Consider the following 14,446-nt stretch of genomic DNA (forward strand, 5'->3'; position numbering starts at 1 on the left):
AAGCTGGGTTACATGCAGAGTGGGAGGTTGAGGCTACCGATGACGCGGGTGCCGACTTCTTCGCCGCGGAGGAAGGCTAGCGAGGCGTCGATGACTTCGGGTGCGTCGAGTACGCGGCGATGGCCGAGGCCCTGGGTGGTGAACAGGCGGGCGCCGGGCCAGTACTGGGCGTAGCGCTCGCCTTCGCCCCATGGCACGTCGTCGTCATCGAGGTCGTGCACGATCAGGCCGGGCTGGCCGAGTGCGGGCAGGTGGTGGTGGATTTGCAGGTCGTCCACGCTGACGCCGGTGCGGCGCTGGAGCCAGGCGTGGAAGGGATCGCGCAGGTGTTCGCCGAGGCGCACGAAACGGAAGAAGCGGCCGGTGGCCGCTTTCATGTCGGCGGCGGGCGCGACCAGGATCAACTTGCGCGCGTGCCAGTCCTGGTCCTGTGCGAGCACCACGGCAGCGCCGCCGAGCGAGTGGCCGATCGCCAGCGCGGCCTCACCGTAGTACTGGCCGATGGCGTGCACGGTGTCGGTGAATTCCGGCAGAGTGCACAACTTGCCGGTGCTGTGGCCGTGGCCGGGCTGATCGAACGTCACCACGGCGTAGCCCAGCGCGCGCAGCTTGGCCACCCACGGCAGGTAGCGCAGGCCGAAACTGGACCAGCCATGCACCAGCAGCGCGTAGGGCTGCAGCACGGGGTCGCCCCACACATAGGTGGCGATGGTCTCGCCGTTGACCTCGAGTTGGCCGCGCTGCATGTCGCTATCCGGCTGCGCCGCGTCTGCCCGACTGCGGCTGCTGGCGAACGGCGTGGCGAACAGGCGTGCGGCGCGGTTCACCGTGTGCTTCGGTGCCAGCCGGCTGCCCAGCGCGAAGCCGGCGCGCACGGTACCCAGCTTGAAACGAGCGGCGAGCCCAGGATGAGCGTTCGGGTTGGGGGTTTTCGCGGCGGTGCGTTTGGAGGACATGCGCGATTCCTCAGGTTTGCCAGCTGCGCCAGAGACGTTCGAAGGCCTGCGCGGCGCGTTGGCCGGCCTCGTCGAACCCGAACAACCCGGCGTCATGGTGCACGCCGAGCATCAGGGCATAGATTTCGAACGCGAGCTGGGCGGTGTCGGTGTCGCTGCGCAGATGCCCTTCCGCTGCCGCCTGTGCGATCGCCTTTTGCAGTTCGCCGCGCCAGCCAGCCTGCTGTTGCACCACCTTATCGTGCAGCGCACCATTTCGTCCATCGTATTCGCTGGTCGCGGAGAGCAGAACGCAGCCGCTCTGGTACTCGCGGCCCCATTCGAGCCAGTTCGCCACAATGCTGCGCAGCCGCGGAAGACCCCGTGGACGCTTCAGCGCCGGCAGCAACACCTTCGCCGTGAAGCGGCGGGTGCCGGTGTCGAGCACGGCCAGCTGCAGGTCTTCACGCGAACCGAAATGGGCAAACAGGCCGCTCTTGGACATGCCTACGTCGATCGCCAGGGTGCCGATCGACAGCCCTTCCAGACCGTCGTTGCGGGCCAGCTCATAGGCGTGATCGAGGATCAGATCACGGGTGGAAGCGCGCTTGCTGGGGAGGGTTGCGGTGGTCATGCTGAACAGAATAGCACGATCGTTCGTACATTTCATGCGACGCGAACGACGTGTTTTGAATGCCGTTGGCGCCGCGTGCGCAAGCGGAATTAACGCGCTGAAGGCACCCTGTGGAGCCACTCACTGAGACGCCGCGAGGTCCGGCCGAAACCTGAACGAGCCATCGGCGGGTGGTCAACACCTCCCGCTTCCCCCCGTTATTGTTCCCACAGCCGCATGGTGCGGCCCAAGGGAGACCCACGATGAAAAGCATGCCCCTCAAGCTTGCCCTGCTTGCCGGACTCGGCCTGGCCTGCGCTGGTGCGATGTACGCACCGCCCGCCGCGGCACAGGTTGCAGTTGGCGTGAGCATTGGCGTGGCGCCGCCGGCGCCACGTTTCGAACGCGTACCACCGCCGCGCGCGGGTTATGTATGGGCACCGGGTTACTGGCGCTGGGACGGGTACGCACGCCGCCATGTCTGGGCGGGCGGTTACTGGGTGCGCGCGCGCCCCGGTTATAGCTATCGCCCGGCCTATTGGGTGCACGGCCGTGACGGCTGGCGTTTCCGCAATGGGTACTGGGGTCGTTGAGGTTGACTGCGTGCAGCGGGACTCGCTGTAGCGGACCCGCTGAACGCGCAACAACTTGCGAAACGCGGACGACTGTCGCGAAAGCTTCCGTCAGACGACACTACCTACGTAATTTTACGTAACGCAACGCCGCGACTCATCCTCAACTCTCACCACAGGAAAGCAGCTGACCATGACTATTCGCCTTGTTGCCTTGGCCTCCCTTGTCGCCGTGACCGCACTGGCCGCCGGCTGCGTGGTCGAACCCGCACGCCCGGCTGTGGTCGAGCGCGGTCCTGCCTACGCCCCTGCCTATGCCCCCGCCCCCGGATATGTGGAAGTAGTGGCACCGCAGCCGCCGCCGCCGATGTTCGTGGAACAGGTACAGCCGCGAGCGGGCTATATCTGGGCCAACGGGTACTGGCGCTGGGATGGCCACCGCTACGTGGCGGCCCGCGGCCACTGGGAACCGGCTCGCCCGGGTTATCACTACGTGCACCCGCACTGGGAACAGGGCCGCGATGGTTGGCACTGGCGTGCTGGTGTATGGGTCGGTTGAGGCTGGTTTGATTTGATCCTGGCCTGATTTGATCTGGCCTGATTTGATTTGATCCTGGCCTGATGGAAGACGCCCCGCATGCGGGGCGTTTTTTTGTTTTGGGTTCTGCAACTGGATCTGGAAGGGATTCGTTGATTCGCGCGAGCGCGAGATTTTGTAGGAGCGCACCTCGTGCGTGAATGCTCCTGTGGGAGCGACTTCAGTCGCGATGCTCGTAGCCGTTCAGAGCTATCGCGACTGAAGTCGCTCCCACAAGAGCCCGCGGTTGCGCATGGGGAACGCAGGTTGGGGTGAGCGTAGCGATGGAGAACGCCCCGCATGCGGGGCGTTTTTTTGTTCTGGGTTCTGCAACTGGATCTGGAAGGGATTCGTTGATTCGCGCGAGCGCGAGATTTTGTAGGAGTGCACCTTGTGCGCGAATGCTCTTGTGGGAGCGACTTCAGTCGCGATGCTCGTAGCCGTTCAGAGCTATCGCGACTGAAGTCGCTCCCACAAGAGCCCGCGGTTGCGCCTGCGGAGCGTAGGTTGGGGGGAGCGTAGCGATGCCCAACGTTTTTCTGGGTGCTGGAGTGCATGTTGGGCATCGCTGCGCTCACCCCAACCTACGTGGCCGCGCTCACCTTCGTTGCATTGGCGCTAGTTGAGGTTGTCGTCTTTGTAGTAGCGCGTGCCTTTGGCGGTGATCTCGGCGGCCAGGCCGTTCTCGGTGATCTGGTACATCCATATGCCGGGTGAGACGGAAACGGCGCCCTGCATGGCACGCCCGACGTGGCCATCCTTCGCGGCCAGCGTGGCCTGCCCGCCAAACTCCCATCCTTGATTCACGAACTGCTCCATGGCGGCGCGCGTTTCGAACACGAAGACCACTTCGAATTGCTTGATGCCGAAGCCCAGGCCAGCCTGGACCTCCAGCATTTTCATGAAGGTCTCCTTTTTACTGGCGTTGTCGACAGCCAGGCCGGAGCCCTTGCCGCCACCGGCGACCAGGATCTTCAAGCCAAAATTGCGGAAGGTGGCATAGCCCGCCGCCCCCTCTACAGCAGCGCGAGTGTGCGGTTCTGCGGCGTATAGATGGGCCAGTGTCTGCTGCGATTGTTGAAGCACATCGGCACGGTCGGTCGCGTTCGATGCCCGACTGACCATCGGGAAGATCAGCGCGAGAGCCAGCAGGCTGATCGACCAACGACTAAGATTTTGCATAGTGATCTCTAATGAAAGTGGATGACAGGCGCAGCCTGCTGCGGTCGACAATCGGGGATTCTCGACAGACATTCTTCAGTGATGAAGTGGCCCTGACGCAGTCGGAACGTTGAATCGCCGCCTGCCCATCTGAGCGGAAACGTATCGGTGGTGATCGTGAAATTATTTTTGCCCGTTGCGTCACGATCTCCAGTCGACCGCGCCACTCTCTACAGCTTCGATAAACGTCGCATGTGTAAATGCACTGAAGCCTGTCCAGTAGAACTACCCGAAGCCGTCAGACGCGTCTGCTCGCAAGAGGTACGAACCAGTGGTCTACCTCGACAGTTGGGCAAATGCCCAGCGGGCGGTATAACGTCGCAGCACCTTCCCAACTCTCGACAGGAAAGCCGCGACCATGTCCATTCGCCTCGTTGCCATCGTCTCGCTAGCCGCTGCAGTCGCCGCCCTGGGCAGTGGCTGCTCAGAGCCAGGCGCGGTACACCAGCCGCTGCTCGCGTCCTATTACGCGAACGACGTGGTGGCACCTCGGCCACCGCCGCCGTTTGTCGTCGAGACGGTCAAGCCACGCTACGGCTATGTGTGGGCGCACAGCTACTCGCGCTGGGACGGGCACGACTATGTGCCGGTTCCCGGCCAGTGGATTCCGGAAAAGCCCGGCTATCGATACGTTGATGCGAGCTGGGAACAGCATCGGGATGGCTGGCACTTCCGCCCCGGAAGGTGGCTCAGCATCTGAGTTCTGGGGTTTTGGAGCGGTAGCTTTCAAGAGCCACCACACCCCAACCCTCCCCTGCAGGCAGGGGAGGGAGCAGAGCGGCTGGCGGCTCCATACGCCTGCGATTTGTTGCGCCGCGTCACAATCGCACGGGGCGACGTATTAAACTTGTCCCTTTGATTCTCCGCCCCTGCTCCGATCGAGGCGACAAGTTTCCTTAGCTTTCCTTCCCCTCCGACGGGGGCTGTTGCTTACCTCCCCCGCCACCCTCTGGAGATGCCGTCAGGCAGCTCGAATCATGGAGTCAACCGTTCCAATGATCTTTGAAACCATCGCCAAAACCGGTCACGAAGAAGTCGTCTTTTGCCACAACAAGGACGCCGGCCTGAAGGCCATCATCGCGATCCACAATACGGTGCTGGGCCCTGCGCTCGGCGGTCTGCGCATGTGGCCGTACAAGACCGAGCAGGAGGCCGTCAACGACGTGCTGCGCCTGTCGCGCGGCATGACCTTCAAGAACGCCGTGGCCGGCCTGAACCTGGGCGGCGGCAAGGCGGTGATCATCGGCGATCCGAGCAAGGACAAGTCCGAGGCGCTGTTCCGCGCGTTCGGTCGCTTCGTCAACTCGTTGAACGGCCGCTACATCACCGCCGAGGACGTCGGCATCGACGTCAACGACATGGAATACGTGTTCCGTGAAACCGAATACGTGACCGGCGTGCACCAGGTGCACGGCGGCTCGGGCGATCCGTCGCCGTTCACCGCGTATGGCACGCTGCAGGGCCTGATGGCCGCGCTGCAGTTCAAGCACGGCAACGAAGACGTGGGCAAGTACAGCTACGCCGTGCAGGGTTGCGGCCACGTTGGCAGCGAGTTCATCAAGCTGCTGCGCGAGCAGGGCGCGAAAGTGTTCGTCACCGACATCAACAAGGATGCGGTGCAGCGCTGCGTCGACGAGCTGGGTTGCGAAGCCGTGGGCCTGGACGAGATCTACGACGTCGACGCCGACGTGTATTCGCCGTGCGCGCTGGGCGGCACCGTCAACGCGCAGACGATCGACCGCATCAAGGCGAAGATCATCTGCGGCGCCGCGAACAACCAGCTGGCTACCGACGAGATCGGCGACGAGCTGGCCCGTCGCGGCGTGCTGTACGCGCCGGACTACGCGGTCAACGCCGGTGGCGTGATGAACGTGTCGCTGGAAATCGACGGCTACAACCGCGAGCGCGCGATGCGCATGATGCGCACGATCTATTACAACCTGGGCCGCATTTTCGAGATCTCCAAGACGCAGAACGTGCCGACCTACCTGGCGGCCGACCGTCTGGCCGAGGAGCGCATCAACGCGATCGGCAAGATCAAGCTGCCGCACATGGGCAATAACAGCACCCGCTTCCAGGGCCGCATGCGCGGTCAGTAAGCGTCGGGTACCTGCATCAGAGCCGCCGGTCCGCCGGCGGCTTTTTTGTGTCGGCGCGCTGCTCCGGCCATGCCACTGCACAGCGGGCGGCCGGAGTATGCGGCACACGATTCTGTTACTATGCGGCCATTGTGACGATATGTAAGGCTTTGCCTACAAAGGCAAAGCTTGTTTCAGGGGGCCCGCTTCGCGGGCAAATCGGTCAAGGCCGATTATCACAAAGCCGGTACCAGGATCGGGATGCCGTCGTCCCAGGCGCTTGACTGCGCCCGACGAAAAGCATTCCGGCTGGCCATCGGCGCACACGGAATCGATCAAGGCAAGAGCAGGCAAATAGTTATGAGCACGATGATGGCAGCAGGGATTAGCGATGAAGACGTCCTGAGCAGGCTCAGGAAGGTGTTGCATGACACCTTCGAGATCGAGCCGACACGCGTCACGCCGGCAGCCCATCTGTTCACCGACCTGGAGCTGGACAGCATCGATGCGGTGGACCTGGCGATCCAGGTACAGGACATGACCGGGATGCGCATCAAGCCTGAGGATTTCAAGAATGTGCGTACGGTGGGCGACCTGATCGCCACGGTGCACTCGCTGCTCGATCGCTGACACCGACAGGCGCCGTCTTCATGCACGCAGGCGCAACCGTTGCAGGAGTCTTCGCGCCTTGCGCGCTGATTCCGATCTACAACCACAAGGACACCATCGCGCGCACCGTGCAGGCACTGCGCGCGTATGAGCTGCCGGTGATGATCGTGGACGACGGCAGCGATGCCGCTACACGCGACGTGCTGGATACGCTCGTTCGCGAAATATCCGGTGTTCACCTTCTGCGCCTTCCGCACAACCAGGGCAAGGGCCGCGCGCTCACCACCGGCTTGCTCGCCGCGCATGAAGCCGGCTACACGCACGCGCTGCAGATCGATGCCGACGGCCAGCACGACACGACCGACGTTCCACACTTTCTCGCCGAGGCACGCGCTCATCCGCAGGCTCTGATTTGCGGCCGCGCGGTGTACGACGACAGCGTGCCGCGCGCACGACTCTACGGTCGCTATGTCACCCACTTCTTCGTATGGATGGAAACGCTGTCGTTCGAAATCAGCGACTCGATGTGCGGCTATCGCTTGTATCCGCTGGTTGCCACGTGTGCGGAAATAGCTCGTGCGCCGTTGCCGGCGCGCATGGATTTCGACACCGAGATGGCCGTGCGGCTGGCCTGGCGCGGCGTGCCGATGCGCAACCTGGCTACCCGGGTGATCTATCCCGAAAATGGGCTGTCGCATTTCCGCATGCTGCACGACAACCTGCGCATCTCGGCCATGCATACGCGGCTGTTGCTCGGCATGCTGCCGCGTGCACCACGATTGTTGTGGCGACGTCTGCGGAGAGAACGCGCATGCGTCGCCTGATCACACTCCTGCTGTGCTGTGTCGGCTTCGCGGCCCATGCCGCAACCGCCGATCCTGCCCTGCTGAAGAGCGTGCTCACCGAACTCGGCAAGCACGCCGCCGTGCGCGCCGAGTTCAGCCAGACCCGCTCAAATCCGGCGCTGTCGCAGCCACAGGTCAGTTCCGGACAGCTGTTGTTTGTGCTCGGCCACGGCATGTTGTGGCAAGTGCAGGTGCCTTACCAGGAAACCCTGGCGCTCACTGGCAGCCATAGTGCGCGCGTCGATGCGCAGGGACAGTTGCAGCCGATGCGCAATGACCGTGGGGTCAGCCAGATTTCGCAGATGCTGCAGTCGATGCTGTCGGGACAGCCGGATGAAGTGCTGCGCCAGTTCGATCTGCAGGCAAGCGGCACGCCGGCGCAATGGACGTTGCATTTCACGCCGAAACAGGAGCGCATGGCGCGCGTGCTGGGCAGCATCGACCTGGACGGCGATGCGTTTCTCGAAGGCATCCGCATCGACATGCAGGACGGCACCAGCACGCGCATCCGTTTCACCGGCGCACGCGCTGCCGGAACGCTCAGCGCACTGGAACAGCACGCGCTCGGCGCGCCATGAACAACCGGCGAGCCCTATGGATACGCGCCGGACTGTTCGCTGTTGCGACACTGGCGATCGCCACGCTGGGCGCGTGGCTGCTGTTCGGCCGCGGCGGCCTGCCGATCCAGACCGATCTGCTGGCGATGCTGCCAAACACCGAACGCAACCCGCTGGCTGAAGTCGCGGCACAGCAACTCGCTCACGCGAACGGCGACCGCATGGTACTGCTGGTGGAAAACACCGATGACGATCGCGCCAAGGCGGCGGCGCGCGCGTTGGGCGCTGCCCTGTCCAAGGATCATGTCTTTGAATCGGTGCTGGCCGAGCTGCCACCGTTCGATCTGCATCAGTTCGTCGCGCCCTATCTTGCGCATCGCTTCGTGCTGTTGTCCGACGCCGATCGCGAGGCACTGTCACGCGCTGACTACGACCCGGCGCAGGCGCTGGCGCGACATCTCAACGAACCGTTCCTCACCAGTGTGGGCGTACCGCTGCAGGACGACCCGTTCGGCTGGCTGCAGCACTGGCAGGATCAGCAGCCGTGGACGCGCTCGCCACTGCTGCCCGAGGATAACCTGCTTACTGCGCATCGCGACGACCGCAGCTACGTGATGGTTACCGCTACCTTGCGTGGTTCGTCGTATGACGACACCGTGCAGCGTCAGGCACTCGCTGCGCTGGGTCGCGCCGAGCAGGCGGTTGAACGTGATTACCCGGGCACGCATCTGCTGCGCACCGGTGCAGTGTTCTATGCGGCCGCGGCACGCGCTGGCGCCGAGCACGATGTGCACATGGTCGGCTGGATTTCTTCGCTGGGCATCGCGCTGCTGTTGCTGGGCGTGTTCCGCTCGCCGGGGCCGCTGTTGCTTGCGTTCCTGTCGACCGCCGTGGGCGTCGTCGCCGCGACCACGGTCACGCTGCTGGTGTTCGGCCAGATCTATCTGCTCACGCTCGTCTTCGGCGCCGCCCTGCTCGGTGAGGCGGTGGACTATTCAATCCAGTACCTGAGCGCGCGTGCGAACGCCGGTGAGCGCTGGCAGGCAGCGAATGGTCTGCGTCAGGTACGTCCGGCGCTACTGCTGGCCTTGGGAACGTCGCTGTTGGGTTATGCGTTGCTCGGCCTGGTACCGTTTCCCGCCTTGCGCCAGATGGCCGTATTCGCAATGAGCGGCATGCTGGCTGCCTGCCTCAGCGTGTTCTGGCTGCTGCCGGCCTTGTTGCAGCGGCCCGCGAAACCGCTGTCAGCGCAACCGGTGCGTTACGCACTGGCGTTGCAGAACAGCGTGCGCCACTACGGCTCGGGCATGCGCGGCGCGCTCGCGCTGGCACTGCTGGTGCTGATCGCGATACCGGGCTGGTGGCGGTTGAGTCATGACGACGATATCCACCTGTTGATCGCGCCGCCCACCGCGCTCGCCGCGCAGGATGCGCAGATTCGCGAAATCACCGGCCTCGGCAACAACAGCCAGTTCTATCTGGTGCAGGGCGACAGCATCGAGCAGACGTTGCAACGTGAGGAAGCGCTGGAGCAGCGGCTGCAATCGATGGTTGACCACAATCAGTTGCAGAGCTGGCTCGGCCTGGCTGGCATGGTGCCTTCACTACAGCGGCAACACGAGAGCCAGGCGCTGCTGGCGCCGTTGATGACGCACCCCGAACGCATGCAGAAGCTATTGGTCGATGCTGGTTTCAAGGCACCGGCGATGGCGACGTATCTTGCCGCGTGGCCCGGCACGTCGATCGATCTGCAAGCGTGGCTGGCCTCGCCGGCTGCCACTCCGTTCCGCTATCTATGGTTGCAGCACAGCGCGCAAGGCTACGCGTCGCTGGTGCTGCCGCAAGGTCAGGATGACGCAGCGTTGCTGGCTCGGGCCGCGGCGGGACTGCCAGGCGTGCAGATGGTGGACAAGGCAGCCAGCGTCTCGGCGCTGTTCGGCACTTACCGTCGCTATGCCAGTGTGTGGCTGCTGGCGGCGCTGTTGTTGATCGTGCCGGTGTTTGGTTGGCGCTATGGCTGGGGCCGCGCGCCGCGCGTGCTGCTGCCGCCGCTGTGCGGCATCGGGCTCACACTGGCCGCGCTCGGCTATCTCGCGCACCCGCTGACATTGTTCCACTGGATGGCGCTGATGCTGGTGCTGGGTGTGGGCGCGAACTATGCGCTGTTCCTGCATGAGGGCGAACCGCACGTCGCGCATCGCCCGGGTGCCGTCTACACCAGCGTGCTGCTGTCGGCGATCACTGCCCTGCTCTCGTTCGGCTTGCTGGCACTGAGCTCGATGCCGGCGCTGCGCGAATTCGGACTCACCTTGCTACTGGGTATCGGCTTCACCGCACTACTGGTGCCGGCGAGCATGCCTGCCCGCGAACACGACACATGATGAATATTCTTCTTTCGATAAGGACATCGCCGCGATGAAGCGCGTCGTCATCACCGGCATGGGCGGCATCACCGCGCTCGGTCACGACTGGACGCAGATCCAGGCACGCCTGCGCGAGTACCGCAACGCGGTGCGGCGCATGCCCGAATGGGATTATTTCGATGCGCTGAACGGTCGACTCGGCTGTCCGGTGGAAGACTTCCAACTGCCCGATTGGCCGCGCAAGCAAGTGCGCTCGATGGGCCGCGTAGCGCAGCTTGCCGTGGCTGCCAGCGAGCATGCATTGCGTGATGCTGGCCTACGCGACGATGCGAGCATCCGCGATGGCCGCATGGGTGTGGCGTACGGTTCGTCCGGCGGCAGCATCGAACCGGTACGCGTGATTGGACGCATGCTCGACACCGGCTCCATGCAAGGTGTTACCGCGACCAGCTATATCCAGATGATGGCGCACACCACGGCGGTGAACATCGGCGTTTTCTTCGGCCTCAAGGGCCGCATCATCCCTACCTCCAGCGCTTGCACGTCGGGCAGCCAGGCGATCGGTTACGGCTACGAGGCGATCCAGCAAGGCAAGCTGAAGTTGATGCTGTGTGGTGGCGCCGAGGAATTGTCCGGCCCTGGCGCGGCCGTGTTCGACACACTGTTCGCCACCAGCACGCGCAACGACGAACCCGCACTCACGCCACGCCCGTTCGATCGCGGCCGTGATGGCCTGGTGGTCGGCGAAGGTGCCACAACGCTGGTGCTGGAGGAGTACGAACATGCGAAGGCACGCGGCGCGACGATTTACGCTGAGGTGATCGGCTTCGGCTGCAATTCCGATGGCAGTCATATCACCCAGCCAACCAGCGAGACGATGGCCGTGGCGATGCAGATGGCGCTGACCGACGCGCAGCTGCCGGCCTCGGCGATCGGCTATGTCAGCGCGCATGGCACCGCCACCGATCGTGGCGACGTCGCCGAAAGCCATGCCACGGCGGCTGTGCTCGGCTCGCGCGTGCCAGTCAGCTCGATGAAAAGTTATGTCGGCCACACGCTCGGTGCCTGCGGCGCGCTGGAGGCATGGTGGGCGATCCGCATGATGCGTGAGGGCTGGTTTGCGCCGACCATCAACCTGGTTGATATCGACCCGGAGTGTGCCGAACTCGACCACATCATGGGCAGCGGCCGGCACATCCATACCAACTGCGTGATGAGCAACAACTTTGCGTTCGGCGGCATCAACACCTCGCTGATTTTCAAGGCGATCGATTGATGCAGTCGCACTTGCACGATGCGCGCGGACTGCCACGGGTGGTGGTGACCGGCATGGGTTCGGTCTCCTGTCTTGGCAACGACAATGCGGCGATGCTCGATGCGTTGCGCAGCGGACGCAGCGGCCTGCGCACGATGGACGGTTTCGTCCGTCTCGGCATGCATTGCCACGTGGGCGGCCCGGTGGATCTTGCGGCGCTGCCCGAGCCGCCGCGAAAGCTGCGCCGCTTCCTGACCAACCCGGGCCTGTATACGTGGCACGCGTTGAAGGAAGCAACCGCACAGGCCGGCCTGTCGGCGGACGCGTTGCATGCGCAGGATTGCGGACTGGTACTCGGCGGCGGTGCCGCCATGAGCGAACACGAGCAGGCGTTGGACAGTTTTCGCGCCAGGGGCATCGGCAAGCTGTCACCCTTCATCGTGCCTCGCGCCATGAGCAGCAGCTTGTCGGCCAGCCTGGCGCACACGTTCGGCATCGGTGGGGTGAGCTATACGGTGAGTTCGGCCTGCACCAGCGCGACGCATGCGATCGGCCATGCGATGGAGCTGATCCAGCTGGGCAAGCAGCAGATCGTGATTACCGGCGGTGCCGACGAACTGCACGACAGCTCGGCGATGTTTTTCGACGTGATGGGCGCGCTGTCCAGCAACCCGCAACCGCAACTTGCCTCACGCCCTTACGATCGTGACCGCGACGGCTTCGTGCTCGCCGCCGGCGCCGGTGTGCTGGTGCTGGAGTCGCTGGAGCACGCCATTGCGCGTGGTGCGCGTGTCCTGGCCGAACTGGTGGGTTACGGCGCCTGCACCGATGGCGCCAGCATGGTTGGCCCGGGCGCCGACGGCATCGCGCATGCGATGCGGCAAGCGCTGAAACAGGCCGATGGTGCCCTGCCCGATTACATCAACACCCACGCCTGCTCCACCCCACAAGGTGATCTTGCAGAGTGGCAGGCGATAGCTGCGGTGTTCGCCGAACACGAAGTTCCGGTGCCGCCAATGTCCTCGATCAAGGGGCAGAGCGGGCACGCGCCGGGTGCGGCGGGCGCGCTGGACGCCATCGCCGGACTGCTGATGATGGAACACGACTTTCTTGCCGCGGGCACACCCGTCGGCACACCCGACCCGGCATTCGCCGATGCACCCTTGCTTGCGGCGAACCGCGCGCAGCGCATCGACAGCGTGATGTCTAACAGCTTCGGCTTCGGTGGCAGTTGCGCGTCGCTGCTGTTTCGCCGTCATGTGCAGGATGGCGCATGATGGATTTTCGCATCGAGCAATGGCGCGCCTGGGCACCGGGCCTCGACAGCACGCAAGCGTGGCAGGCATGGGCGCAGGCGCCGCACATCGTGCCTGACAACCTGGAGCAACCCACGTGCGCGTTCCTGCCTGCGATGCAGCGCCGACGGCTCAGCCGGCTGGCGCGGATCACGATGGAAGTCGCGTGGCCGTTGTGCGGTGAGGACGAGCAGTTGCCGTTCGTGTTCGCGTCGCGCCACGGCGAGACACCGTGCACGTTTGCCCTGCTTGCCGATGTGGCGCAGGAGCAGCCTTTGTCGCCGACCAAGTTCGGCCTGTCGGTACACAACGCAATTGCCGGACAATGGTCGATCCTGCGCGGCCAGCGCGGTGAGTCGGTGGCGATTGCCGGCGAGGCCGATACGTTTGAACACGCGATGCTGGAAGGCGCGATGCTGCTGGCCGAAGGCGCGCCAGCGGTAGTGGTGGTCATCGCGGAGGAACAGCCAGCGGCGGCCTACGCAGGCTGGATCGATGATGTGCCGTTCTCGTATGCTCTGGCTTTGCGATTGGGGAAAATCGATCCATCCATTGAGTCACCGGCAGATACAAGCTGGCGGCTGGAGCTCGGGCCACACGGCGGTGACGGCACTCCCGGCACTTGGCCGCATGCACTGAATTTCCTGCGCGCGTTGCACACGCAGGAACCCTCACTGGAACATGCTGCACTGGAACATGCTTCACTGGAGCACGTATGGAAGACACGCCGATGGAACTGGCAACGTACCCGCTGAGTCGCCGCGGCGACGGGTGGCTGTGGCGACTGTTCGCCACCGGTGCCAGCTTCGTGCTGTTCGGCCTGGGTGGCGTGTTGTTGCGCGTGCTGGTTTTTCCGCTGCTGGCTTGCATTCCAGGCGATCCGCTGACGCGGCGTCGGCGTGCGCGTGCGGCGATCAGCCATGCGCTCCGACTGCATGCCATGTTCATGCACCGCACGCGGGTACTCGACTTTCGCGTCGAAGGCGTGGAGCGGCTGGGCCAACCGGGCCAGATCGTCGTGGCCAACCATCCTTCGCTGATTGACGTGGTGTTTTTGATCGCGCAGATCCGCGACGCGAACTGCGTGGTCAAGGCAAAGTTGTGGCGCAACCCGTGTACCAGTGGACCACTGCGTGCAGCGCAATACATCAGCAACAACGGCAGTCCGGAGATGCTGGAAAGCGCAGCCGACGTGCTGCGCGAGGGACAGTGCCTGGTCATGTTTCCCGAAGGCACACGCACCACGCCGGGGCAGCCGCCGTTATTCCATCGCGGCGCGGCGGCCATCGCGTTGCGCGGCGCGCGCGTCATCACGCCCGTGTTCATCACGGTTACGCCCTCCACGCTGACCAAGGCCGAGCCGTGGTACCGCATTCCCGACCGTCGATTCGAGGTATGCCTGCGCGTGGGCGCCGACATCGACCCCGCACCGTTCAACGCCGATGCACCGATGCCGATCGCATCGCGTCGTCTCAACGAACATCTGCACCAACTTTTTCTCAGGGAGCTCGTCGCATCGTGAATAC

General features: G+C 64.1%; 15 protein-coding genes. 12 read left to right on the forward strand and 3 right to left on the reverse strand.

Annotated elements, in window-relative coordinates:
- Nucleotides 1-8 precede the first annotated feature (8 nt).
- Together HDE77_RS06640 and HDE77_RS06645 are read right to left on the reverse strand one after the other, a co-directional pair.
- Nucleotides 9-956, reverse strand: coding sequence for an alpha/beta fold hydrolase (locus HDE77_RS06640; RefSeq protein WP_184416385.1), 948 nt, complete (start codon nucleotides 954-956; stop codon nucleotides 9-11).
- Between the two features lie 10 nt (nucleotides 957-966).
- The gene (locus tag HDE77_RS06645) at nucleotides 967-1,569 is read right to left on the reverse strand and encodes a TetR/AcrR family transcriptional regulator (protein ID WP_184416386.1); all 603 of its coding nucleotides are present in this window, start codon (nucleotides 1,567-1,569) and stop codon (nucleotides 967-969) included.
- A gap of 242 nt (nucleotides 1,570-1,811) precedes the next feature.
- Here HDE77_RS06645 and HDE77_RS06650 point away from each other — a divergent pair, with 242 nt between their 5' ends.
- Nucleotides 1,812-2,141 carry a YXWGXW repeat-containing protein gene (locus tag HDE77_RS06650; RefSeq protein ID WP_184416387.1) on the forward strand — a complete coding sequence of 110 codons (330 nt, stop codon included), beginning with the start codon at nucleotides 1,812-1,814 and terminating at the stop codon, nucleotides 2,139-2,141.
- 172 nt (nucleotides 2,142-2,313) lie between these two features.
- Complete coding sequence (locus tag HDE77_RS06655) at nucleotides 2,314-2,679, forward strand: YXWGXW repeat-containing protein (RefSeq protein WP_184416388.1); 366 nt, start codon at nucleotides 2,314-2,316, stop codon at nucleotides 2,677-2,679.
- A gap of 636 nt (nucleotides 2,680-3,315) precedes the next feature.
- Here the strand turns inward: HDE77_RS06655 and HDE77_RS06660 are convergent.
- Complete coding sequence (locus HDE77_RS06660) at nucleotides 3,316-3,930, reverse strand: YSC84-related protein (RefSeq protein ID WP_221444161.1); 615 nt, start codon at nucleotides 3,928-3,930, stop codon at nucleotides 3,316-3,318.
- 346 nt (nucleotides 3,931-4,276) lie between these two features.
- On the opposite strand from HDE77_RS06660, the gene HDE77_RS06665 reads away from it, so the two are divergent.
- From HDE77_RS06665 to HDE77_RS06710, 10 genes are all read left to right on the forward strand, one after another.
- The gene (locus tag HDE77_RS06665; RefSeq protein WP_184416389.1) at nucleotides 4,277-4,618 is read left to right on the forward strand and encodes a YXWGXW repeat-containing protein; all 342 of its coding nucleotides are present in this window, start codon (nucleotides 4,277-4,279) and stop codon (nucleotides 4,616-4,618) included.
- 295 nt (nucleotides 4,619-4,913) lie between these two features.
- On the forward strand, nucleotides 4,914-6,017 hold the full coding sequence (locus HDE77_RS06670) for a Glu/Leu/Phe/Val dehydrogenase (protein ID WP_184416390.1): 1,104 nt from the start codon (nucleotides 4,914-4,916) through the stop codon (nucleotides 6,015-6,017).
- A 339-nt stretch (nucleotides 6,018-6,356) separates the two neighbouring features.
- Complete coding sequence (locus HDE77_RS06675; protein ID WP_221444162.1) at nucleotides 6,357-6,626, forward strand: acyl carrier protein; 270 nt, start codon at nucleotides 6,357-6,359, stop codon at nucleotides 6,624-6,626.
- A gap of 20 nt (nucleotides 6,627-6,646) precedes the next feature.
- Entirely contained in the window at nucleotides 6,647-7,429 is a 783-nt protein-coding gene (locus HDE77_RS06680) for a glycosyltransferase family 2 protein (RefSeq protein WP_184416391.1), read from the forward strand.
- On the forward strand, nucleotides 7,417-8,028 hold the full coding sequence (locus tag HDE77_RS06685) for an outer membrane lipoprotein carrier protein LolA (RefSeq protein ID WP_184416392.1): 612 nt from the start codon (nucleotides 7,417-7,419) through the stop codon (nucleotides 8,026-8,028). The genes HDE77_RS06680 and HDE77_RS06685 overlap by 13 nt, the downstream gene beginning before the upstream one ends.
- Complete coding sequence (locus HDE77_RS06690) at nucleotides 8,025-10,388, forward strand: MMPL family transporter (protein ID WP_184416393.1); 2,364 nt, start codon at nucleotides 8,025-8,027, stop codon at nucleotides 10,386-10,388. Before HDE77_RS06685 ends, HDE77_RS06690 begins: the two co-directional genes overlap by 4 nt.
- A 34-nt stretch (nucleotides 10,389-10,422) precedes the next feature.
- Entirely contained in the window at nucleotides 10,423-11,646 is a 1,224-nt protein-coding gene (locus HDE77_RS06695; RefSeq protein ID WP_184416394.1) for a beta-ketoacyl-ACP synthase, read from the forward strand.
- Nucleotides 11,646-12,902, forward strand: coding sequence for a beta-ketoacyl synthase N-terminal-like domain-containing protein (locus tag HDE77_RS06700; RefSeq protein WP_184416395.1), 1,257 nt, complete (start codon nucleotides 11,646-11,648; stop codon nucleotides 12,900-12,902). Before HDE77_RS06695 ends, HDE77_RS06700 begins: the two co-directional genes overlap by 1 nt.
- On the forward strand, nucleotides 12,899-13,675 hold the full coding sequence (locus tag HDE77_RS06705; protein WP_184416396.1) for a beta-ketoacyl synthase chain length factor: 777 nt from the start codon (nucleotides 12,899-12,901) through the stop codon (nucleotides 13,673-13,675). Before HDE77_RS06700 ends, HDE77_RS06705 begins: the two co-directional genes overlap by 4 nt.
- Entirely contained in the window at nucleotides 13,651-14,442 is a 792-nt protein-coding gene (locus HDE77_RS06710; RefSeq protein ID WP_184416397.1) for a lysophospholipid acyltransferase family protein, read from the forward strand. The genes HDE77_RS06705 and HDE77_RS06710 overlap by 25 nt, the downstream gene beginning before the upstream one ends.
- Nucleotides 14,443-14,446: the final 4 nt, after the last annotated feature.

The organism is Rhodanobacter sp. MP7CTX1 (assembly GCF_014205795.1).
GTDB lineage: Bacteria > Pseudomonadota > Gammaproteobacteria > Xanthomonadales > Rhodanobacteraceae > Rhodanobacter.